Below are 23889 nucleotides of genomic sequence, written 5' to 3'. Positions count from 1 at the left end.
ATAAGGCATGGCGTCGCATTGATTCATCATGGTGTTGACCTGGTCCGTTATGACCTCATCTCTCTTACGATTGCATCGGTATCAAGAGAGTGATTTCAATTCTCTTGCCATCGCAACAGAAGCATCATGAAAAAAAACTTCAACTACCGGTAAGTCATCCCGAACTTGTTTCGGGATCTGATGAAGTTCCAAAGATGCCGAAACAAGTTCGGCATGACTTCTTTGTAGTCCGGCACGGCTTCCCAGTAGTTCGGCACGGTTTCCTTGTAGTTTGTTATGACTCCGTTGTAGTTTGCTATGACTTCGTTGCAGTTCGTCTTGATATCAGATTGATAAGGCATGGCGTCGCATTGATTCATCATGGTGTTGACCTGGTCCGTTATGACCTCATCTCTCTTACGATTGCATCGATATCAAGAGAATGATTTCAATTCTCTTGCCATCGCAACAGAAGCATCAGGGAAAAAAACTTCAACTACCGGTAAGTCATCCCGAACTTGTTTCGGGATCTGATGAAGTTCCAAAGATGCCGAAACAAGTTCGGCATGACTTCTTTGTAGTCCGGCACGGCTTCCCAGTAGTTCGGCACGGTTTCCTTGTAGTTTGTTATGACTTCCTTGTAGTTTGTTATGACTTCGTTGCAGTTCGTCATGATGTCAGATTGATAAGGCATGGCGTCGCATTGATTCATCATGGTGTTGACCTGGTCTGTTATGACCTCATCTCTCTTACGATTGCATCGGTATCAACAGAATGATTTCAATTCTTTTGCCATCGCAACGGAAGCATCAGGAAAAAAAACTTCAACTACCGGTAAGTCATCCCGAACTTGTTTCGGGATCTGATGAAGTTCCAAAGATGCCGAAACAAGTTCGGCATGACTTATTTGTAGTCCGGCATGACTTATTTGTAGTCCGGCATGGCTTCCCATTAGTCCGGCATGGCTTGTTAGTAGTTCGGCACGGTTTCCTTGTAGTTTGTTATGACTCCGTTGTAGTTTGCTATGACTTCGTTGCAGTTCGTCTTGATATCAGATTGATAAGGCATGGCGTCGCATTGATTCATCATGGTGTTGACCTGGTCCGTTATGACCTCATCTCTCTTACGATTGCATCGGTATCAAGAGAATGATTTCAATTCTTTTGCCATCGCAACCGAAGCATCAGGAAAAAAAACTTCAACTACCGGTAAGTCATCCCGAACTTGTTTCGGGATCTGATGAAGTTCCAAAGATGCCGAAACAAGTTCGGCATGACTTATTTGTAGTTCGGCATAGCTTCCCATTAGTCCGGCATGACTTATTAGTAGTTCGGTACGGTTTCCTTGTAGTTTGTTATGACTTCGTTGTAGTTTGCTATGACTTCGTTGCAGTTCGTCATGATGTCAGATTGATAAGGCATGGCGTCGCATTGATTCATCATGGTGTTGACCTGGTCCGTTATGACCTCATCTCTCTTACGATTGCATCGGTATCAAGAGAGTGATTTCAATTCTCTTGCCATCGCAACAGAAGCATCAGAAAAAGAACTTCAACTACCGGTAAGTCATCCCGAACTTGTTTCGGGATCTGATGAAGTTCCAAAGATGCCGAAACAAGTTCGGCATGACTTATTTGTTGTTCGGCATAGCTTCCCAGTAGTCCGGCATGACTTATTTGTTGTTCGGCATAGCTTCCCAGTAGTCCGGCATGGCTTATTTGTATTCCGGCATGACGTCATCGTAGTCAAGCATGACGCCAGTGTAATTATTGCACTACGTCAGCGTAATGACATAACTGTCTGCAGTCTGCAATTTTGCAATTGCTCCTTCCCTTCAGGCATAATGTTCCGTTAATATCTTGTTCATCTTTGCTTAATACCAGCATTACACTCACATAAGCTTAGCATCATTCACTGGTAATATCGCAATCACAATGCGGTAACAAGCCGCGGATACTTTTGCGCGCATAACCAAAAACATTTTCCCATGAAAAAAATCTTAACCATCATTGTATTGCTGTTGGCCGGACTCAGTCAGGCTTTCAGTTCCACCATCACCGTGTCGGGTTACATAAGTTCAAATCAGACATGGACCAGCAACAACACATACCGGCTCAGCGGATTTGTGTATGTAAATAATAATGCCACACTGACTATTCAACCGGGTACGTTAATCCTTGGTGAAAAATCTACCAAGGGAACCCTCATTATTACAAGAGGCGCAAAGCTGATCGCCGACGGATTACCTTGCCAGCCTATTGTATTCACTTCAGAGCAACCTGCCGGATCAAGAAGTTATGGTGATTGGGGCGGCATCATCATCCTTGGAAAAGCTTCCATCAACCAACCCGGCGGTGAAGCCATCATTGAAGGCGGCGTGGATGATGGCGAAGGCAATGCCACTTACGGCGGCGGCCTCACACCTGATGATAATGACAACTCCGGCATCCTCCGTTACGTGCGGATTGAATTTCCGGGCATCGCCTTTCAACCCAACAATGAGATCAACGGATTAACCATGGGCGGCGTCGGTGCAGGCACCACGATTGATTATGTGCAGGTAAGCTTTTCAGGAGATGACTCTTACGAATGGTTTGGCGGCACCGTGAACTGCAAACACCTTGTCGCCATCCGTGCATTGGATGATGACTTTGATACCGACAACGGATTCAGGGGAAAAATTCAATATGGTGTGTCAATACGCGATCCCAATGTGGCCGACATTTCCGGTTCCAATGGATTTGAATCTGACAACGATGCAACCGGAACTACTAATACACCGGGTACGCTGCCTGTTTTTTCCAATATGACTGTGCTGGGTCCATTGGCAACGCTATCTTCCACCTTCAATGCCAACTTCAAACGCGGTGAACATGTGAGAAGAAATTCGTCCTGCTCCGTGTATAATTCACTTATTATGGGATGGCCGGTCGGGTTGCTCATTGACGGTACATCCACGGAAGCCAACGCCACAGCCAACACACTGCAGTTTCAGCATAATTACTTAGCAGGAAACACTACTAATCTTGCGGTAAATGCCGGCAGCACATTTGATATCAACAGCTATTTTACTTCGCAAGGCGGTAATGCCACTTATGTGAACAACAGCAGTATCAACCTGGTGGATCCGTTTAACCTCACGAATCCCAATTTTCTGCCGCAGGCCGGTTCACCCGCTTTGTCTGGTGCAAGCTTCAGCAATACACGGTTGACGGATCCCTTCTTTACATCCGGCAACTATGTTGGCGCTTTTGGCTCGAGCGACTGGACAAAAGTTTGGGCCAACTTCGATCCGCAAAACACCACTTATAGCAGCGGTATCAACCTCGCGCCCACGCTTACATCAGTTATCACGAAGTCAACGTGTCCGGCTACAGGAGCGATTGACCTGACGGTTTCAGGCGGCATTGCACCATTCACCTATGCATGGTCCAACGGCGCCACCACGCAGGATATTTCGGCATTGGATGCTGCAACCTATACTGTAACGGTGAGTGCAGGTTCCTGCTCGAAGAGCGCTTCTTATACGGTCGCCTCCACTAATATTCCCAAGCCGACCAACGTAACCGTAAATAACAAGACAGCCTGTTCCATGCAGCTGAGCTGGAATGCAGTATCAGTGGCATCCGGTTATAAGCTTCGTTACAGGCTGACGGGCGCTACAGACTGGACGAATATTCCAGGTACGATTACCGCACTGAACTATACGTATTCAGGTTTGACGCCCAACACTTCCTATGATGTATCAATTGCCACAGTCTGCCCGGGCGGTGCAAAGAGCAAGTATGTTCAAAAAACAGAAAGCACCACCAATGGTTGCGGACAGCCTGCTTCACCTGCTGCCGGCAGCATAACTTCCACTACGGCCAATATCAGCTGGACAGGCACCTGCAATGCAGTAACCTATAACCTGCAATACCGCAAGACTGGTACCATCACCTGGACTAGTGTTAACACTGCTTCCACCAATGCCACCATCAGCGGTCTGACAGCCAATACTTCTTATGATTACCGGGTGAGAAGTGAATGCGGCGGAGGTAACAACTCTTCCTATACCGCAATCCTCACCTTTACTACAACCTTGCGTCTTGGTATGGAATCAGAAGAACTTGCGGTTAAAGGAATCAATGTTTTCCCCAACCCTGCCAAAGACAATGTGAGTGTTGAAATCACTTCGGCGACTGCTAAGATTGTAAACATCACATTGGTAAACGCTTTAGGCCAGCAGGTTGCGGCCATGGATAACATCACGGTTGATGGTACCATTACCCGCACGATTGATTGCAGGAAACTGAACAGCGGAATTTATTACCTGAATATTTATGACGGAAGTGATGTATTGTCGCACCAAATCGTAATTACCAGGTAAGCCAATAGTAAATTTTGTTGCAAAACAGCGGGATGCCTTTTAAGGTGTCCCGCTGTTTTTATGGTGGTTGGTGAAGATGGCTAATGAATCAAACGGCAATTCAGGTATGCCGGAATCAGCAGTCCGGAACCCTGTAGGATTTATTCATTGAAAAATTGAAAAGGACTATTGTTAAACGACGGGAACAGCTTTCATTTAACCAATGCAATATTGCATCACTTGTAAAATTCCTTTGTTGCGTAGTGGAATTAAATGCATTATTGTTTTGAAATGAAAATACCACTTGAATGGTAAACATAATACTGCAATAGCCGATGGCGGCCTGCCGTCGCGCCTATTCCTGCATCAATAATCTTGGCGATATTATTTAAGAAATATCTTTTTGGTGAGTGTTGCTCCTGCAGCTCTTGCATGCAATAGGTAAAGACCGCCGGGAAACCCGGTCAGTGATACCTTGGTCTGTTTTTCTTTTGATACCGTTTGTCTTACTATGGCACCGGACATGTTCACGATAGTAATAGTAAGGGCATCTGTCGCATCCGGCTGAACACTGATCACTGCTGTATTTTCGTCAATTACAATGCTGTTAGCATTACTTGCAACCGTATTGGGAATACCGCTGATAATAAGATCGGTGTCGCCTGCAAGGATGAAGGAATCAGGAATGGATTGATAGGCATATTCCTTAATCGTAAACTGACTGGCAAAGCTGTCAACATCCATTCTGAGCCAGCCATAATATTTTTGTCCATCCACATCAAGCCGCAGCCCGGCATATTTATCAGTTGCTCCAAGCCAGTTTCCCAATTGAACGGGCGTGCCTGCACCGGACGAATACTGCTGCCCGAATACCCAGAACATGGATCCGTATGCATGCCATTCTGCATCACCACCGATAATCTCACCCTTTTGCATTGCTAGCGGATACACATAGCTGCTCGCTCCGATGGATCCCGCAATTTCATTGTTTACGTTCGATGCAAATCCATCAACCTGGTGATTGACATGAGATCCGGAATCACTTTTCAGCAGGAAAAAAGTATAATCGGTGATGCCGTCGTTGTTCAGGTCAAAGGACAAACCGGTCTGATTCTCACTAAAGGTGGTGTCAGGGATTTGATGATGGATGATTTGAGCATCTGCGAAATGCGTAACAGACAGCAGCGAACCGGCCAGTACAGAATATGATTTCATTTTACTTTGCATTGGCTGTATTTTTTTTTGCATGCGGTGGATTTTGCGCAAATGTTGCGATCCGCTGTTACCGAAAAGTTGTTCACAGATTAAATTTGTATAAACAATGGGATGAAGGCTTTTATGTGGTGCTGGCAGGTTTCGCTGCTGTATGCAATCTGATGTTGTGCTGCTCTTCCGGGGAATATCAATGCCTGATCGTATCATCTTTGCGAAATCATGCAATGCGATTATTATCTGCTGGTTAAGCTTCAACCTGTATTGGTTGCTGAGTATTCATGAAATAAAATAACTCAATGAGTTTATTTTCTAATTTTGTTGTTGCAAGATTCAATGCAAACTATTTGCAAGATTTGTTTTATTGATAACCTGCTATCATGAATAAAGATGCAAGACGGGTAATGAGATTGCCGGTCACATTGCATGGCAGATCCGGTAATTTCCTTACCTACCACAATAGCAAACGCTTCTGGCACAGAGATGCTCCGGTTTATCCGGATTATTACCTGCTCACTTCCCGCCTGCCAGATTTTTTCCTGTTAAATTTTTTCATTCAATATTCATAAACCACAATCACCAACTATGAAAAAGATTCTCTCATTTTTAGCATGCATGATTCTGATCATGAATGCACAGGCCGAATTACCAAGGGTAATTATTTTGGCAACCGGCGGCACTATTGCCGGCGCGGGAGCATCAGCAGACCGGGCCGGTTATACGGCCGGAAAAATCCCGATTGACGATCTCATAGGAACGATACCAAGCGTAAAAAAGATCGCCAATATCTCCGGTGAACAAATAGCATCCGTAGGCAGCCAGGATATGACCATTGATATCTGGAAAAAGCTGGCCGTTCGTATCAATGAAATTTTTAAGAATAATGAAGCAGATGCCATCGTGGTTACACATGGTACCGATACCCAGGAAGAAACTGCATTTTTTCTTGACCTGGTAGTGTCCGGTGATAAGCCGGTGGTGCTGACGGGTTCTATGCGGCCTGCCACTGCCATCAGCGCAGATGGCCCCAAAAACCTGTATGACGCCATCACGGTTGCCATTGACCCAAAGAGCAAAGGCAGGGGTGTTTTGGTGAGTTTTAATGAAAGCATCTTTGATGCAAGAGAGGTGATGAAACTGAGCACTACCAAAACAAATGCCTTTGGCTCACCGAATACGGGCGCCATTGGACAGGCTTATGACGGTAAGGTTGAATATTATTCGTCGTCAGATAGAGAGGTGAAAACCCCTTTCACCGTGACAGCGGATACTAAATTACCCCGTGTGGATATAGTATACATGTATGCAGATGCACCATCTGACCAGATTGATATGCTCATTGCCAAAAAAGTGGATGGTATCGTAATAGCCGGCGTGGGAAATGGCAACTTCAATAAAGCATATATGGATGCCGTAAAGCGTGCTGTTGCTGCCGGCATCATTGTTTGCCGTGCCAGCCGCACACCATCCGGCAGAGTAGTGTTGCATGATGAAATCAATGATGATGAGTTGGGTACTATTGTTTCTGATGACCTGACGCCACAGAAAGCAAGAATTCTTTTGATGCTCGGCCTTACAAAGACAAAGGATAAAAAGCAACTGCAGAGCTATTTCTTTAAGTACTAAAGCATAATTCATCAAATGCTTTACGTTGTAAGCCGCACTCTATGGTCTCGCCGGCGGGTTACCTTATGAAGCTTACCGGCTGAGGCTATGACGGACGATGATGATCACAGACTACACTTTCGCTTGCCTTTGCATACGGATGTAATAAATATTTGAACAATAAAAATTATCAACCATGAAAAACCTTAATGCAGCTGTGTGGGTACTCCTGTTACTCGGCTCACAGAGCATCATTGCACAAACAAGAACAGAACATGACTTGCTCGGTGATAAACAGATTCCGGCAAATGCCTATTATGGTATCCAAACCGCCCGTGCGCTTGAAAACTTCCAGATGAGCGGAGTGTCAACCAATTTCTATCCCGATTATGTAAGAGCGTTTGCCATGGTGAAACTTGCTGCGGCGCGTGCCAACAATCAGGTAGAAGGCAGATTATCCAAGGAAAAGCTGTCGGCCATCGAGCTGGCATGCCAGGCAGTAATTGATGGAAAATACCATGATCAATTCCTGGTAGACCTGTACCAGGGCGGAGCGGGAACCTCTGCCAATATGAATGCCAATGAAGTGCTTGCCAATATTGCATTGGAGATGAGCGGCCATAAAAAAGGAGAGTACCAGTATATCGAACCGCACGATGATCTGAATATGGGTCAATCTACCAATGATGTATACCCCACCGCCATCCACGTTGCACTGTTGTTGCACAACGATAAGCTGATTAAGCAGGCTGATTCGCTTGCAAAGGCCTTTCATAAAAAAGGAGAGGAATTCAATAGTTTGCTGAAGATGGGCCGTACGGAAGGGCAGGATGCGGTACCTATGACTTTAGGGCAGGAGTTTCATGCCTTTGGCGCGCAACTCGATGATGCTATCGGTATACTGCGTGATGCGGAAAAATATCTGTGCGAAGTAAACATGGGAGCTACTGCTATCGGAACCGGCTTAACCGCCACGCCGGGCTATGATGTAAAATGCGTGGCACAGCTTGCTAAAATTACCGGCAAGCCAATGGTGCTGGCAAAAGACCTCATCGGTGCCACCAGCAGCATGCAGGCTTTTGTTATGTACTCTGCAGCCATAAAGAACTTTGCCATTGCTTTATCTAAAATCAGCAGCGACCTGATCTTTCTTGCCACCGGACCACGTACCGGAATTTTTGAAATCAACCTGCCGCCACTGCAACCCGGCTCATCCATCATGCCCGGCAAGGTTAATCCCGTCATGCCTGAGTTGATGAATGAGGTTTGTTTCAAAGCCATTGGAAATGATGTTACCGTTTCGATCGCGTCGCAGGATGGATTGCTTCAACTCAATGCCTATGAACCCGTCGTGGCTGTTGCTATCATGGAATCACAGGCGCTGTTTTACAAGGCAATGCCATTGTTCAGGAAAAACTGCATAGACGGCATCACAGCGAATAAGGATGTATTAAGTCATTACATAGAACGCAGCGTAGGAATCGTAACAGCATTGAACCCTGTTTTGGGTTATGAAAAGACCACGGAACTTGCCAAGGAAGCATTAGCTACCAACAAAGGGATACTGGAATTGATAAGGGAGAAAAAGCTCATGACGGATGACCAGATAAAAAAACTTTTGGATCCTGCCACCATGACCGGGCAGAAATAAATTGTTCACCATTAAGGACATTAATACTATGAACCGGATTCATCAAAAAATTATTGCTTGCGCACTGCTCCTGATGCCCCTCTGCACAGTGGCACAGGTTACGGAAAGACAGGTGGGCGATACCACTTATTACAAAACCCTGATACCCGAGGAGAAACAAGGTTTGCTGAAAAACATGAGCCTCATTGCGAATACCCGATATGCATTACGCAATGAGTTCATGAATGGCGATTATACCGGAACGCGCTATAACATGGAACAGTTTCGTGTTGAGTTACGGGGACAGGCATTTAAACGTGTCTATTTCCGCTGGCGCAACCGCTTTACCAAAACGCAGGAACCACAGTCGGTTGACAACCTGAGCGGCTCTGTTGACCTGGCTTATTTCAGGGTGGATCTTAACGATCAGTGGAGTGTTTCAGCCGGTAAATTGTGTGCTGACTGGGGTGGTTATGAGTTCGACTATAACCCCATTGATATCTATCAGTATTCCGATATCATTGATTATGCCGACAATTTCCTCGCAGGTGCCGGTGTCAGTTATAAGGCGAACCCCAACCACCAGTTCACCGTGCAGGTGTTGAATTCAAGGACAAAGTCATTCAATGAAATCTATGGCAGCCAGCCGAATGTTACAGAAGCAAAAGCACCATTGGCATTCGTGGCAAACTGGCGAGGTAACCTTTTTGACGGGAAATTCAAACCCATCTGGTCTTACTCCTTCTTTACGGAAGCCAGCGGTACCTATATGCACTACATCACCTTGGGCAACCAACTGAATCTGTGCAAGAAATTTACAATTGAATATGATTTCAATTTATATGACGAAGATCTTGACCGGACGAGCATCGTCAGTGAGACCATACCGGATTCACTTTACCCTTATGCCGTACCGAATACCATGTACATCGGCAACTGGCTGCACGTTTATTACCGCTTGAATGAACACATCAATCTTGCATTGGTGGGTATGGTGGAATTTGAAAACTGGACGGATGACAATCAATATGCGCCCGGCGATGATAACAGCATCAGGGTGGCTTATGGTTATATTCCTACCATTGAGTATTACCCCTTCCGGGATCTTAATTTCCGGGTTTATGCAAACTGGGTGGGCAGGATCTACAATTATTCCGATTATGCAAAGACAAAATTGGGAGCAGTGGATTACAATACGGGCAGATTCTCTATAGGAATTGTTACACCATTGGCCGTCTTCTAAAGAGCCGCCTGATTATTTGTACGCTAACGCATCTGGTTTGGGAAAGCAAAATGCTTATGGAAGATTCAGGTTATGGATTATTGAGAGACCCCCGCAGGAATAAAGGCACAGCGTTTACACTGGAGGAAAGAAAAAAATTCGGGTTGCAGGGTTTGTTGCCTGATGCCATTGAAACCATTGAGACGCAAATCATGAGGGTGAGTGAGCAATTGGACAGCATTTCCTCACCAATCAATCAGTATGTGTATCTCACCAATCTGCTGGATAGCAATGAGACCTTATTTTTTAAAACGATCATTAGCGATCCGGCAAAATTTCTACCCTTAATCTATACACCAACGGTTGGTGAGGCATGTCAGCGGTTTGGCCATATTGCCCGCCGTCCCCGGGGATTGTTTATTTCCATTGAGCAAAAAAATAACATCAGGGCTATTCTCCGCAACTGGCCGGTAAAGGATGTCCGGTTTACAGTAGTTACTGACGGTGGCCGCATTTTAGGATTGGGCGACCTTGGCATTTGCGGCATGGGAATTCCAATAGGTAAACTCGCTTTGTATACTGCATGTGCCGGCGTTCCGCCTGAATATACGTTACCCGTGATGTTGGATGTAGGAACCAACAATGAAGCTTTCCTGCAAGACCCGCTTTATCCGGGGCTGAAAAGAAAAAGAATCAGGGGGCCGGAGTTTGATGAATTTATTGATGAGTTTGTAGCGGCGGTGAATGAGGTGTTTCCTAAGATTTGTATTCAGTGGGAAGACCTGCCCGGCGTGGATGCCATCCGTATCCTTAACAGGTACCAGGATCAGGTCTGCACTTTTAATGATGACATACAGGGCACAGCCGCAATCGCCACTGCAGGTATAATAACGTCGAGCAGGTTCTCCGGAAAGCCATTTATTGAGCAGAGAATTTTGTTTATGGGCGCGGGTGCAGCCGCATTTGGAATTGCTGAGATGTTGGTTTATAAATTTATGAAGGATGGACTCAGCAAAGATGAAGCCTATAACCGTGTATGGATGTTTGATATCAACGGACTGCTCGTAAAATCAAGAACTGACCTTGCTGCGCATCAATTGCCGTTCGCACATGATGCAATGCCATCGGATGATTTTGCCAAAAGTATTTTGACTATTAAACCTACTGCCGTCATCGGAGTAAGCACGGTAGGAGGTGCATTCAATCAACAGGTAATTGAGAATATGTCGGCGGTGAATGAGCGGCCCGTTATCTTCCCGTATTCAAATCCTGTTTCACATTCAGAATGTACGGCTGAAGAGGCTTACGCCTGGAGCAACGGCAGGGCAATATTTGCAAGCGGCAGCCCCTTCGCTCCGGTAAACTTCAATGGGAAAAAATATACACCCGGGCAGGGAAACAATGTATTTATTTTTCCGGCAATGGGCTTGGCCGTGCTTGCTATCGAAGCAAAAAGAGTGAATAATGAAATGTTTGTGGCAGCTGCTGAAGCCGTTGCCGCACAAGTGACAGAAGCAGATTTTTCCGATGGGTTGATCTATCCTCGGGTGGATAATATCATCAACGTGTCGTTCAATGTTGCCGTGCAAATCGCACGCAAAATATTCGACAGCGGATTGGCAGGTGTGGAGAGGCCGGAAGACATTGCCGCATTCATCAAAAGCAAAATGTACGAACCACACTACCAGTGATGAAGATGAAGCAGGCGCAACAGTATAACTTTTGTCGCTTACATGCAATGATGAAATTGCTTTCAGGTAACACCGGCAATAACCGGATGCGAATACTAAATAAAGGTTGACCATGCATCCTGATACTAAGACTAATAAAATAACTGGTGATTGGATGAGCCATTGTCACTTACCAACTGAGATAATCTATTTCTTCTGCCCGTTAACTTCAACATGTAAATAATCAATAAACACACTAAAACTACCGGCCATGATCTGGATTCAGCTTATTGTTCTTCTTGCCATGATTCTGATTGGTTCACGCCTTAAAGGCATTGCGTTAGGATTGATGGGCGTGGTAGGTGTATTTATCTATGTCACTTTTTTCGGCATGCATCCCGCCGATCCGCCCGGTGATATCATGCTCATCATTCTTTGTGTGGTTACGCTTTCCGCAACGTTGGAAGCTGCCGGTGGATTGGATTATATAGTGAATATTGCGGAAAGGATTATCCGGAGAAATCCGCAACGCATCACGATCATAGCGCCTGTAGTTTCTTATATACTGTGTCTTTTTGCCGGAACCTCACATGTGATTTACTCACTGTTACCGATCATCTCCGATGTGTCCGTCAAAAACCGCATTCGCCCCGAGCGCCCGCTCAGCGCATCTGTGATTGCATGCCATGCAGCACTTACCGGAAGCCCAATGTCAGCTGCGACAGCGGCATTCGCGGCGATTCTTGCCTTTCCCGGCGCGGCAGCCGACATTATGCTCATCTGTATTCCTTCCTGCTTCATCGGTTCTGTGGCAGCCGCACTCGTGATGATGCGTTACGGAAAAAACCTGGATGACGACCCCGAATTTCTTGACAGGATGAAAAATCCGGAATTCGCAGCCGCCATCAATCAATTGTCAAAAGCATCAACACAGGACGCAGCACAGTTGAAAAAGGCAAAGCGTGCAGTAATCATTTTTGCTGTCACCATCCTGCTGATTGTCATAAGCGGAACATTTCCGCAAATAGTACCTGATACAGCAGCAGGCAAAGCCAGCTTTCATGTGAATGCCGACGGTACGCTGAAAATGGTAACCGTAATTGAGACGATCGCTTTGTCCGCTGCCGCGCTGATCGTGATACTGACAGGAACCAGTCCGGCCAAAATTACCAAAGCAAGCCTGTTTAATTCCATGGGCAGTGCGTTGATCTCCGTCTTTGGCGTGGTTTGGATGGCTGCCACTTTTATGGATGCAAATAAGGACCTGATAGCCGATTCACTGGGCAGCATCACTGCCGCATATCCCTGGACTTTCACCATTGCGATTTTTGCAGTCGGTGTCCTGATGTTCAGCTGGGGCTCAACAACCAAGGCAATGATGCCGCTTGGACTGGCGCTTGGCATTCCTGCCGCTTCGCTGATTCCTATGTTTCCTGCTGTCGGAAGCTTCTTCCTGATTCCGGGTTACCCAACGTTACTGGCTGCTATCAATATGGATAAAACAGGAACAACGAAAGTGGGTAACCTTGTCATTAACCATAGTTTCTTATTGCCCGGCATGGTCGCAACTGTTGTTTCTATCGGTGTGGGATTTCTGCTGGCCGGTTTTCTGTTGTGATCAATAAATAGTCGTTATGAAATGCTTCAATCAGTTTACGATGCTGTTGCTTATACTGATGCAACTGCAAGAGAACACTTGTTATTCGCAGGATACCACGCAAAGTCTGCCTGACGGAACCAATGGCTTCTACTTCCAGCCACGCAATGCAGACAACGAATTTGCTATTGATAAAAAGGACTTGGCCCCCAATGAGTTTGTCGGAACAGCCGCCATGTTCAGGATCGGGGCCGGCTATATAGGCGACTTCACGGCGTATGCACAAAGCGACCTTTTCAGGCAGCAGATGGATTCCGCCAACCTTGAACTTGCGCCAAACTATCAAACCAGGGATTTTCGTATGCTTTTCAGCGGCCGGTTTCTTAAAACCAAAAGGTATGTTGCGTATAAATTTGCCTATATGTATGATGGTGATGAGAAGGTTTGGCTTGTGCGGGAAAGCGGGCTCACCATTGGCGCGCCTGAACTGAAAGGTCACTTTTTTATTGGCCGCACCAAGGAAGGATTTTCCATGATTAAGGTCATGAACGGACATTCTGGTATCAATAATGAAAGGCAAATGGCATTAGACCCTATTCCAATATTAGCGGATGGCATTAAGTATTTCGGCTATCTTCCCAAATCGAGAATTTTTATAAACCTCGGTATTTATACCGATATCTTATCGGTTAAACAGGCATTTTCGACCTTCTCAACACAATATGATGCAAGAATTGGCTGGCTGCCCGTATATGATGAGAAGGCCAACAAAGTGATGCATGTTGCTGTAAACTTAAGGTATGGTAAACCATTAGACAATGAGTTTGTCATCAAATCACGCCCGGAATCCAACCCTACACCGCAACTGATTAATACAGGAAAATTTTCAACCAATGGCGCAACTTCTGTCGGGGGCGAAATAAATTACCGAGCCGGTAAGTTTATGATAGCATCAGAAGTAATTGCTCATAATTTCTATTCAAAGGATTCTTCCACGCTTCATTTTTACGGAGGCGATCTGACCTTAAGTTATTTCCTGACTAAAACTTCACGCCCTTACAATACAACAGGAAACATTTATGGATTTGTACCGGTACATAGTTCAGTGCTGAATGGCGGATGGGGAGAATGGGAAGCGGTGTTGCATGTTTCCACTTTTAATTTGAATAACGGTTATGTGCATGGCGGGCAAATGACGCGAATTACTCCAATGATTAACTGGTACCTGACAAAGGTTTTCCGTATGGAATTTATCTATGGTTATGGGATACTCGATAGGTTTAATCTTAAAGGCAATGTTCAGTTCTTTGAAGCCCGCCTGCAGATAAGCTTGTTGTAGCCTGTGGCCTTTATTGCATAGCAGGTGCCAAGACAGCGCAATCCGGCTGAACCTCAAATCAGTTCTTCATTGCATGAGTTCACTTGCCATTTCCATGCATACCACAAGGCGAAGGACTTTGTTAACTCACAGGTCATCCCGAACCCGGTTCGGGACCTTTTGATTGGTGACAAGATGCCGAAACAAGTTCGGCATGACGCGATTGTTTGTCGGCATGACGTGAATGTTTGCTGGCATGACGTGGTTGTTTGCCGGCATGGCATGATTGTTTGCCGGCATGACATCATCGTTATTCGGCATGGTTTCACAGTGGTTCCTCATTCGACGAGATCACTTGCCATTTCCATGGGTACCATAAGGCGAAGGACTTTGTTAACTCACAGGTCATCCCGAACTCGGTTCGGGACCTTTTGATTGGTGACAAGATGCCGAAACAAGTTCGGCATGACGTGATTGTTTGTCGGCATGAAATGAATGTGTGCTAGCATGACGTGATTGTAGTCCGGCATGACGTGATTGTTTACTGGTATCACGTGATTGTGTGCCGGTATTACGTGGTTGTTTGCCGGCATGGCATCATCGTTATTCTGCATGGTTTCACAGTGGCTCCCCATTCGATGAGTTCACTTGCCATTTCCATGGGTACCATAAGGCGAAGGACTTTGTTAACTCACAGGTCATCCCGAACCCGGTTCGGGAACTTTGATTGGTGACAAGATGCCGAAACAAGTTCGGCATGACGTGAATGTGTACTGGCATGACGTGATTGTGTGCTGGCATGACGTGATTGCGTGCTGGCATGACATGATTGTTTACTAGCATGACGTGATTGTTTGCCGGCATGACATCATCGTTATTCTGCATGGTTTCGCAGTGGTTCCCCATTAGATGAGTTCACTTGCCATTTCCATGGGTACCACAAGGCGAAGGACTTTCTTAACTCACAGGTCATCCCGAACTCGGTTCGGGAACTTTGATAGGTGACAAGATGCCGAAACAAGTTCGGCATGACGTGAATGTGTACTGGCATGACGTGATTGTGTGCTGGCATGACGTGATTGCGTGCTGGCATGACGTGGTTGTGTGCCGGCATGGCATCATCGTTATTCGGCATGGTTTCGCATTGGTTCCCCATTTGATGAGTTCGCTTGCCATTTCCATGCATACCACAAGGCGAAGGACTTTGTTAACTCACAGGTCATCCCGAACTCGGTTCGGGAACTTTGATTGGTGACAAGATGCCGAAACAAGTTCGGCATGACGTGAATGTGTACTGGCATGACGTGATTGTGTGCTGGCATGACGTGATTGCGTGCTGGCATGACGTGGTTGTGTGCCGGCATGGCATCATCGTTATTCGGCATGGTTTCGCATTGGTTCCCCATTTGATGAGTTCGCTTGCCATTTCCATGCATACCACAAGGCGAAGGACTTTGTTAACTCACAGGTCATCCCGAACTCGGTTCGGGAACTTTGATTGGTGACAAGATGCCGAAACAAGTTCGGCATGACGCGATTGTTTGTCGGCATGAAATGAATGTGTGCTGGCATGACGTGAATGTGTGCCGGCATGATGTGATTGTTTTTCGGTATTACGTGATTGTAGTCCGGCATGACGTCATCGTAGTCCTGCATGATGTCGACCTAGTCCGGCATGACATCATCATAGTTCGGCACTATCTTCTCATAATTTTACACGAACCATATTCACCTCTCCATAACATCGGGTTATTTCCGGGCATTGAAAAAACAGCTATGGATCAATAACACCACGGAATTATTTAATTTCACAAAGTGATGCTGAGATATTTTTGCGCAATTCTTCTTTCAATCATAGTAACTGACGCATTCAGCCAGTGCGAAGTAAAGAGCCGGCAGGGTGTGGACGAGGTGATGTACTATTATGTCGATTATGTTCCATTCTACTACACTGCAAAGAAGGAACTGAAGGGAGGAGCCATCACGGATGAACAAAACTATTTTCTGGCACTTAAGCCAAAACCATTTCCGCCCAAGCCCGGCGGCACAAAAATAAAGAACGACCTGTACGTACTCCTCTCCAATGATTCCACCTATGTGTTGGAGCATTTCGATACACGATATGTTGAACGAGATACCTCACTGCTATTCATGTACATCATCCCGGAAGATTACCTTCCTGTTTTCAGAAAATATGAAGTGAACCAGGTGCGCATAATGATGGGGGATGAAGGCGAAAGAGTGTATACTTTCAAGTTGCATAAGGATGCGGTGATGCAACAGCTCGATTGCCTGATAGGCTCTTTGCAGAAGAAAAAGGACCACTAAACATTAATCGTCCGGCACCGGAACCCGCGTTTGACTGAATCGTTTTTTCATATTCTCCACCAGGTTACGAAAACTGAAATCAAGGTTAAAGACCGAATTTACCTGATCCGTGTCGCGGGGAAGAAATACATTGGCATAATAGAGTTCCACCGTCACATCATTGGTAATCGCATAACCCATTCCGATTTCAAAACGGTTGCGGTCGAAAATTTCATCTCCGGTGGCATCAGAGGGCGTTTTAAAGAATAATTCATCTGAGCCAAAACCATAAATAATTCCTTCACGGATACTTTTGGCATTAATGGGCACCACTATTTTCAACTGCTCCCGTAACCGGAGCACACTCTGAAAATGCTGTTCCGCATCCTGCACATTACGCCATTCCAGCCGTGAACGCGCACTGATGGTATAGCCGATTTTCTTGATATAGTAGGTTCCCTGCCCGCTGAACCGTATCTCATTGTTTTTATTCTGCTGCGGATCTTCAAGTTCCAGCTTGTGATAGATGGAAGCACCCAGCGAGATCCTCCACTTTGCGGCGATATAGTAGTGTCCCCAGCTGCCAATTGACCATTCGCCATATTGATCGAATAGTCCGTCCGCGGGCGGCGACTGCATCCAGTTATTCGTGAAGGTAACTTCACCCGACCAGCGCTTCGCCAGGGTGCGTGCAAACCGGAGTTCACTGGAGAATTGAGTGGCAGAGGTACTCTGCGAATTGGCGCGCTGAATAAATGCAGGCAGGAGGAAGAAAAATAGAAGTGCAGGTAGCGCTTTCATGATGCGTTAACAAAGAAAACATTTAGTTCCCACTGTAAAAAGAAGAGAAGGTATTAACAGGCCACTGCGGGCATATGCAACATATTACCGCTGTGCATAGGAGACAAAAACACACATTATAATATTGTATCTATGACTGTTATTTGCAAAATTGCAACACGGCATTAGAGCACAGTGCCATCCTTGTACTTAAAAAATTTCGTATGCTCAGGTAAGCCATTGCTCATACAACGGACACCAGGCTTCTACCCCAAATACTGATAAATACCACTTGATGCAATAGGATGAATAATCCGTTTAGAAGTTTGCAGCAGGTGTATCATCCAGCCATTCAGCAAAGAGCTTATAAGCAAGCGACAGCACAATGGCACCGGTGAACAAACCGGTGAAACCGGTGAAAATGAAACCACCGATAGCGCCAAGGAAGACAACTAACATAGGAACCGGCGCACCTTTTCCCAGCATAATTGGTTTCAGCACATTATCAATCAAACCGGCCACTAGCATCCAGATAGTAAGCAGGATCGCCATTCCGGTGGAGCTTTCACTTCCCCACACCCAGATGATGACACCGACAGCAACCGGAAGCGCAGGGATCTGTACAATGGCAAATATCAGCCATAGCATGGTCCACAGTCCAGCCAGGGGTACACCACCGATCACCATGCCGATACCCGCGAGCAGCGATTGAATGGCAGCTACACCAAGAATACCGCGTGTCACATTACGAATAGTTACTTCCGCCACCTTTGCCATGCTTTCACCACTGCTGCCTGCCAGGCGAACAAAAAACTTCGTCACATATTTCCCTGACTGTTCACCATAGTTCATCAGGAACCCGCTTACGATAATAGCACCGGTAAGCAGCAGCAATCCCTTTGCAACCGAGGAAATCAGGCCCAGTATGCCAAGCAGGATGCTTTTAAGCCGTTCATTATTCTCCTGTGCGAAGCCGGTTAAATTTTCTGATGCATCTGACCATAGCTGATCAATCTTTGGCCCGATCAGCGGAATATCTTTTACACTCGCCGGCGGAGGTGTGATGGCAAATCCTTCCTTGTTAATGTGGTCACGGAAAGTGATGATATCATCAGCGGTGGACGACATCAGCCATACCGCCGGCGCAATAATCATGATCAGCAGGAACAGGGAAATAATTGCCGCCGCCCATCCCTTTCTTCCGCCCATTCTACTGCTCAGCTTTTGAAAGAGCGGATTGAGCGATACAGCAAAAATCACTGCCCACATGATTATTTGAGTGAATGGTGCAAGAATATTAAATGACCAATACACTAAGAATGCAACGGCAATCAGGCGAATGACAATATCAAATACTTTTCGTGTGGAATGTTGATTTTCGTTTTCTCTGTTTTGGCTGGCACTCATGTTGGTATGTTTAGTAACCTTGAAGGTAGCTATATATTTAGAAGCCTGCAAAGCGGTTGAAGTCGCCGCGCACATGCCTTGCATTAATGTTATTGAGGGTGACTTCGAGGAGCTGTGCGAAGTATTGTGACTGATTCAGGAACAGATCATTTTCCCCGACAATTACATGCAGGGTAGTCACTAATCCATAGTCTAATGCTTCCTTCAGCATATAAACATTTTCTTCTGAAAGTTTCAGCGTGCTGTCGGCCAGCGACATGAGTGCAAGGGAATTCTTTAGCTGTAGGTATGCCGTATTCTTTTCTCCGGCATACTGATTTTCGAACGTGGCAAGATCATAACCCGCCTGGCTGATTTGAATTTTTGCCTGCTCAGCGTTTCTCCTGGCATCGAGGCCCTGAAAGAACGGAAAGTAAAGATTGACACCTAAGTATGAATAGGGTTTCCACCTTTCCTGCTGAAACATATTTTCAATGTGTGATGCCTGCGGATTAAATCCCAGTACACCGTTCATGGAAAGGTATGGCAACGACCTTTTTTTGGCTAATGAGAGATTGGCGACGCTCAATTGCTCTTTTGACTGCATCATGTGGTATTCAATCCGGTCGGAAGCAACACTGCCTGGTATGGAATCAAGGAATGCCTTACTTCTTGCAATGATAAGGTCAGTCGTAAAGTCGGATTGTAACCTCAGCGTATCAGCTGTATGATAATTCATCAGCACACGCAGTTGTTCCATGCTTTCATCATAAAACCCTTTTACCTGTACCAGTGCATTTTTGATGCGGTTAGAGGCGACTTCCATCTGATTCACTTCAAACTTTAACGCAACACCCTGGTCAAATTTTTCATGGGTGAAACGCACCAGCGTATCCGTGCGCTTCAGGTTCTCTTTCAGAAATGATTCATGCACACTCAGCACCAGGCAGGTGGCAAATGATTTATAAATAGCAGTTATCAGATTAACCTTCAGTTTTGCCAGTTGCTGTCTCGACAATTCTGTACTGATGGCATTCGCTTCATACCTTGGGTGATGGCTGGGATCATACAACAGCTGCCCGGCATTGATCGAAGGAAACCAGGCATTGCGGTAACCGAGTTCCAGCGCATACGGATCGTAGTCGCCGATGTTATCAGGCGCAACCACGGAAGTGCCTTCTACAATTGTATAACGTTTCAGCAGGTAATATTGCAGTGATGCGGAAAGGTCAATGGTAGGAATGTATTCGCCGCTGATTCGCTTCATGCCGATCTGATTAACCAACGTATCCATCGCTGCTGACAGCAGCAGCGGATTCTCTTTCATCGCATAGGCAATACATTGTTCAACAGTGAATGTCTGTTGTGCAGCGGCGTGCTGCAGGCTGATTAACATACAAGCAAGCGCCAGGTTGGCCTGCATAAAAAGTCTTCTCATGGGAGCAATCGATTTTTCAGGATGAATAAAAGATTGATTTCAGGTTACGGCAGGCAACCCGGTTTTGCTTTTTACTGAAAGCATGAATTCAATGAACAGCACAAATGCGATCAGCAGCATGGATACGATAAAAACAAGGAAATAAGTTTGCGTGATGGCTTTGAAATATCCTTGTTGTTTGATAGTACCCTGAAGGCCTGCATAAGCTGCAGCGGAAGCTTCATCGGGTGCATATCCATTTGCCATGAAGAGTGCTTGCTGCGATGCTAAGCTTTCCTGCACAAGCGGATTACCCTCATCAGTATACTCCCGCAAATAGTTCACCTGCCTCACCCGTTCGAGGTCAACATGTACAGTAAAAAAGGAAGAAGACAGTGCGCAGCCCAGGCCGAAAATCACATTGTGCATGGCTGCAACCCTGGTAACCTGCGGCGGCAGCACGCGCGTCATGGCATAGAGAAGCGAACCAATGAACAGGCCACCTGCTCCCAGGATACCGATGAATGCCGGTTGCAGCACCAGCGCGAAACTGAAATCATCCGCTAATGTTGAGAAGGTGTAGGTTTGAAAAGCGATCAGGAGTAGTGATGTTATCACTATCCATGCAGGCCGGAACCCCTGTTTCACCAGCACCACAACGATCAGCATACTGATCAGCACAAAAACAACCAATACAGCAATGAAGGAAAGCACATCATGCAACGGCATCTTTAGAACTCCTCCCAGCAATTTAGCCAGCATGGAAAGTGTTCCGACGAAATGAAATCCTGCCAGGAAAATAACAATGGTGGCCAGCGTGAACGGAGGGTAAAGCAATAATGATGCATCCAGCAATGGTTTATCATGCGTCAGGCTGCGTATGAAAAAAATCAATCCACTGCACAACCCAATGGAAAGGGCGATGACAAATCGTACACTTTCGATGCCTTCCATCTCTTCATAATAAACTGCCGCGAAAATTACGCCTGCCAGGAAAAGTGAAAACCATAGAATGCTCTGCCAGTCTTCTTCCACCTGCTGGGCTTTGGGCAATGACTTACTGAGGAGAAAGGAAAGCAACAAACACATGACCAGGGCAGGTATTGACAACAGGTAGTTGAATTTCCATCCATAATCCTGTGTAAAAAGGCTCGTTGCCATAATGCCAAGACAGGTTCCGGTAATTACTGCCAGGATATTTAACAAGGTGGCGCTGCCTTTTTTTTCCGGTGGGAAAAGAGACATCAGCATCATGAGTGCCGCACCGGACATCAGCCCGTTGGATAGCCCGCTTACAATTCTAAGGAATAGAAGCGGTGCAAAGTCATCAACGGCCAGTGAGGCAATAGTTGCCATGGTTAAAATAAACAGCGAACCAATGAACACTTCACGATGACCAATCCATTTGCAAATCACCAAGGCCGCTAATCCTGTTACCAGGTTACATAACTGAAAACCGCGGAGCAACCAGAATGCATCGGAGAAGGACTCGCCGAAATAGTTCTGTACATAGGAGAAAGAAACGCCGGGTGCTATATAGTTGAAGAAGGAAAGAGCAAGTGTGAAAAACAAAAAAGCCTTGAGGAATAAACGGTTCTTCATCCTGTTGCTATTTCAGATAAACCAACGCACTCAATCCCGGCCGCAGCATCTTATGTTGCGTGGAGTCAGTGAACTCGATCCGCACCGGAATACGCTGCACTACTTTTACATAGTTACCGGTAGCATTGTCTGGCGGAACCAATGCGAACTTTGATCCCGTGGCGCCACCGAATGATATTATCGTTCCGCTAAAATCCTTTCCGGGAATGGCATCAATCTGTATAGTTACCCTGTCACCCGGTTTCATATCGGCAAGCTGTGTTTCTTTGAAATTTGCTGTGAGCCACAGATGATCATTATCGACTATTGTAAAAAGCTGAGCGCCGGTTTTCACCATCTGCCCTTCTTCTATTTTCCGTTTAGACAGGATGCCGGTTGAAGGTGCAAGTATGGAAGCATAGCCGGTTTGTTTTTTCAATAGTGCAATCTGATGCTGCGTCTGCAGGATCGTTTCTTCGGCCAGCATTACATTGCTTGAGGCTGTAATGTTTTGCAAAGATGCCTGGTGTTGCTTGTCCTCCGCAATCCGGAAATCCACCACCGCCTTTTTATATCCTTCATCCGCTGCTTCGTATTGCTGTTCACTCACGATGCCTTTCTCTTTCAGGGCGCTGAACCGTTCATAATCACTTTTTGTACGGTCCACTGTTGCCTGTTTGGATTGAATGGTAGATGTTGCAACACGCAGATCAATCGCGGCAATCTTTGCCTGTTCCTGCGCAATGTCGAGTTGCTTCATGGCAATCTTCAGCGAGGATTGCGCCTGCTGCAGCTGAAGATGAAGATCAGTGGTGTCAAGCAGCACCAGCAAATCTCCCTTCTTCACCTGCTGATCATCATCAGCCAGAATGCTATCGACGAAGCCATCCGTGCGTGCAATGACAGGCACAATATTCCCGTCAACCTGAGCATCGTCAGTCATATTCCGGCGGTCGAAGTAATGAATGAGCATCCAATAGCAAAAGGCCAGCACTGCAATCACTGCAAGCAGTATCACTATTGGTTTGATTTTGTCAGAAGACATTAAGGAGTGTTTTCGCAGTTGTAAATATTCAATTCAAATTCATCAGTTAAGTTAATAAATACCTTCTAACAGGATTTGGGTTGCTTCAGTACAGCAATGAATCAATTCCTTCCTGGCAATTGAGCAACTTCATTTTTATTCGTCTTTCATGTTCTTTCGGGCGGATTGCACGATATCACCGGCATTGGATATTACAAACACTACCAGGAAAAATGCCGTCGCCATTTCCAGTATCACGCAACTTTTTGCAGCCATTGATTTGGGCAATATGTCGCCATAACCAACCGTAGCGAACGTGACGCAACTGAAGTAAAACATATCCAGCAATTCCCGGAAGGTAGAAGATGCATTAAGGCCGGTGATGGATGAGGGATCATTATCAAACAGGCACCAGTAATTGGCAGTGAAAGTCAGCAGTACAAAAACAATGTTACCGAAAATGCGAAAAAGTATTTGCGGATAAGCAAGCTGTAAACCGGTTTGGTAAAACAGCTTACGCAATGAAAAAACCACGAAATAAAATAGTTGCGCCACGCAGAAGGCAAAGATGATCAGGTCGATGGCCTGCCGGCTGAAGGAAATGATCATGCCGGATTTAGCGATCTTATAGGTAATGACTGTGGTAATGACAATCAGCAGATTGTAAACAAGCGGATGACGGAATATTGACCTGATCACGAAGCGTAGGTAATTGAATGATGGATAAAGATAACTTTTAGCAGGCATTGGAATAGCGAAATTATCCGGAACTGAGGATAGCTTCGCAATCAAGGCGATCATGCTTAATAAACTC

General features: G+C 45.9%; 15 protein-coding genes. 8 read left to right on the top strand and 7 right to left on the bottom strand.

Features of this window, described 5'->3' with window-relative positions; all coding sequences use genetic code 11:
- Nucleotides 1–1965 precede the first annotated feature (1965 nt).
- Nucleotides 1966–4347, top strand: a complete 2382-nt coding sequence (locus K1X61_16045) for a fibronectin type III domain-containing protein (protein MBX7110163.1) — start codon at nucleotides 1966–1968, stop codon at nucleotides 4345–4347.
- A 363-nt stretch (nucleotides 4348–4710) separates the two neighbouring features.
- Here K1X61_16045 and K1X61_16040 read toward each other — a convergent pair whose 3' ends face one another.
- Nucleotides 4711–5541, bottom strand: coding sequence for a T9SS type A sorting domain-containing protein (locus tag K1X61_16040; GenBank protein MBX7110162.1), 831 nt, complete (start codon nucleotides 5539–5541; stop codon nucleotides 4711–4713).
- 582 nt (nucleotides 5542–6123) lie between these two features.
- Here K1X61_16040 and K1X61_16035 point away from each other — a divergent pair.
- The 7 genes from K1X61_16035 (at nucleotide 6124) to K1X61_16005 (ending at nucleotide 16908) form a co-directional block, all read left to right on the top strand.
- Nucleotides 6124–7164: a type II asparaginase gene (locus K1X61_16035; protein MBX7110161.1), complete on the top strand. Its 1041-nt coding sequence runs from the start codon at nucleotides 6124–6126 to the stop codon at nucleotides 7162–7164.
- Between the two features lie 175 nt (nucleotides 7165–7339).
- Entirely contained in the window at nucleotides 7340–8794 is a 1455-nt protein-coding gene (locus tag K1X61_16030; protein MBX7110160.1) for an aspartate ammonia-lyase, read from the top strand.
- A gap of 73 nt (nucleotides 8795–8867) precedes the next feature.
- Nucleotides 8868–10016: an OprO/OprP family phosphate-selective porin gene (locus K1X61_16025; GenBank protein MBX7110159.1), complete on the top strand. Its 1149-nt coding sequence runs from the start codon at nucleotides 8868–8870 to the stop codon at nucleotides 10014–10016.
- 56 nt (nucleotides 10017–10072) lie between these two features.
- Nucleotides 10073–11686, top strand: coding sequence for an NAD-dependent malic enzyme (locus K1X61_16020; protein ID MBX7110158.1), 1614 nt, complete (start codon nucleotides 10073–10075; stop codon nucleotides 11684–11686).
- 250 nt (nucleotides 11687–11936) lie between these two features.
- Nucleotides 11937–13283: an anaerobic C4-dicarboxylate transporter gene (locus K1X61_16015; GenBank protein ID MBX7110157.1), complete on the top strand. Its 1347-nt coding sequence runs from the start codon at nucleotides 11937–11939 to the stop codon at nucleotides 13281–13283.
- A gap of 16 nt (nucleotides 13284–13299) precedes the next feature.
- Nucleotides 13300–14601 (top strand): OprO/OprP family phosphate-selective porin, encoded by a 1302-nt coding sequence (locus K1X61_16010; GenBank protein ID MBX7110156.1) that lies wholly within the window; start codon nucleotides 13300–13302, stop codon nucleotides 14599–14601.
- Nucleotides 14602–16398: 1797 nt separating this feature from the next.
- Nucleotides 16399–16908, top strand: a complete 510-nt coding sequence (locus K1X61_16005; GenBank protein MBX7110155.1) for a hypothetical protein — start codon at nucleotides 16399–16401, stop codon at nucleotides 16906–16908.
- A gap of 3 nt (nucleotides 16909–16911) precedes the next feature.
- On the opposite strand, the gene K1X61_16000 is transcribed toward K1X61_16005, so the two are convergent.
- The 6 genes from K1X61_16000 to K1X61_15975 form a co-directional block, all read right to left on the bottom strand.
- Nucleotides 16912–17688: a DUF2490 domain-containing protein gene (locus K1X61_16000; protein ID MBX7110154.1), complete on the bottom strand. Its 777-nt coding sequence runs from the start codon at nucleotides 17686–17688 to the stop codon at nucleotides 16912–16914.
- A gap of 297 nt (nucleotides 17689–17985) precedes the next feature.
- Nucleotides 17986–19074 carry an AI-2E family transporter gene (locus K1X61_15995; GenBank protein MBX7110153.1) on the bottom strand — a complete coding sequence of 363 codons (1089 nt, stop codon included), beginning with the start codon at nucleotides 19072–19074 and terminating at the stop codon, nucleotides 17986–17988.
- 37 nt (nucleotides 19075–19111) lie between these two features.
- Nucleotides 19112–20491 carry a TolC family protein gene (locus K1X61_15990; GenBank protein MBX7110152.1) on the bottom strand — a complete coding sequence of 460 codons (1380 nt, stop codon included), beginning with the start codon at nucleotides 20489–20491 and terminating at the stop codon, nucleotides 19112–19114.
- A 39-nt stretch (nucleotides 20492–20530) separates the two neighbouring features.
- Nucleotides 20531–22072, bottom strand: coding sequence for an MFS transporter (locus tag K1X61_15985; protein MBX7110151.1), 1542 nt, complete (start codon nucleotides 22070–22072; stop codon nucleotides 20531–20533).
- A 7-nt stretch (nucleotides 22073–22079) separates the two neighbouring features.
- The gene (locus tag K1X61_15980; GenBank protein ID MBX7110150.1) at nucleotides 22080–23096 is read right to left on the bottom strand and encodes an HlyD family secretion protein; all 1017 of its coding nucleotides are present in this window, start codon (nucleotides 23094–23096) and stop codon (nucleotides 22080–22082) included.
- A gap of 135 nt (nucleotides 23097–23231) precedes the next feature.
- The gene (locus K1X61_15975) at nucleotides 23232–23774 is read right to left on the bottom strand and encodes a potassium channel family protein (protein MBX7110149.1); all 543 of its coding nucleotides are present in this window, start codon (nucleotides 23772–23774) and stop codon (nucleotides 23232–23234) included.
- Between the last annotated feature and the right edge of the window lie 115 nt (nucleotides 23775–23889).

This window comes from Chitinophagales bacterium (assembly GCA_019694975.1).
Taxonomy (GTDB): Bacteria; Bacteroidota; Bacteroidia; order Chitinophagales; family UBA10324; genus JACCZZ01.
The sequence above is the reverse complement of the archived record's forward strand: the minus strand, read 5'-3'. Positions and strand labels throughout refer to the sequence as shown.